Origin of the sequence: Nonomuraea diastatica, assembly GCF_004349015.1 — a bacterium.
In the GTDB taxonomy this organism is placed as follows: domain Bacteria; phylum Actinomycetota; class Actinomycetes; order Streptosporangiales; family Streptosporangiaceae; genus Nonomuraea; species Nonomuraea diastatica.
In genome coordinates, this window is sequence record NZ_SMKP01000440.1 from 1 (window position 1) to 915 (window position 915).

At 68.2% G+C, this 915-nt stretch carries 1 protein-coding gene; it reads right to left on the reverse strand.

Annotation, left to right across the window (positions count from 1 at the left end; genetic code table 11):
- Nucleotides 1–10 precede the first annotated feature (10 nt).
- Nucleotides 11–793: a transposase family protein gene (locus E1294_RS52070; RefSeq protein WP_132520802.1), complete on the reverse strand. Its 783-nt coding sequence runs from the start codon at nucleotides 791–793 to the stop codon at nucleotides 11–13.
- Nucleotides 794–915 lie beyond the last annotated feature (122 nt).

Consider the following 915-nt stretch of genomic DNA (forward strand, 5'->3'; position numbering starts at 1 on the left):
TGAGCCCTTTTCATCCTGCGTAGCGGCCTTCTTCGATGAGTTGCAGGATGAGGATGGCCTGCACGATCGTGGTGGCGCGGTGCGGGCAGCAGCGCAGCCGGGACAGGATCTTCCAGGTCTTCAAGGTGGCAACGGCTCGTTCTCCGCAGGCGCGGATGCGGGCGTGGGCGCGGTTGACCGAGCGCTGGTGGCGCGACAGCGGCGGCCGCAGCCGATGACCTTTGAAGGGGGTGCGGATGCTGCCGCCCGCGCCCTGATATCCCTTGTCGGCGAAGGTCTTCACCCCTGCGGCGGTGAGCGCGTCGATCAGGCCGGTGGCGCGGGTCGCGGTCAGGTCATGTGTGGCACCGGGCAGCGCGGGTGAGGCCCACACCAGCCGGCCGGCCGGATCGGCCAGGACCTGCACGTTCACGCCGTGGCGTCGATGTTTACCGGAGTAGTACGGGCGTTCGTCGGCCAGCCGGTCGATCGGGATAAGAGTGCCGTCCAGGATGGTGTAGGCCAGCCGGCCGGCGCGTAAGACGGCGGCGTGGACATCGTCGGCGAGCGTGGCGAGCAGGTCGATCGCTTCGCGGACGTAGCGCCAGGCGGTGCTGGTGCCGATGCGGAAACCGGCGGCCGGGCGGGCGTAGGTGTCACCGTTGCGGAGGTGGGCCAGGACGAGCAGGGCTTGTCGGGACGCATCCAGGCGCCGCCATCGGCAGCGGCGCTCGGCACGCCGGGTACGGATGAGCTCGGCCAGACGGATCAGGGTGTGATTGGACAGCGGAATCGCGGCACGATAAGACAGCAACGAGGCTCTCCGGTAGAGGCATCGGATCTTGGTCGACTGCTGTCTTACCGGGAGCCTCTTCTCATGCCAACTCGCCCCGGCGCTGCCCCTGCTGACCAGCGCGATCAGGTTGAAAAAGCCTC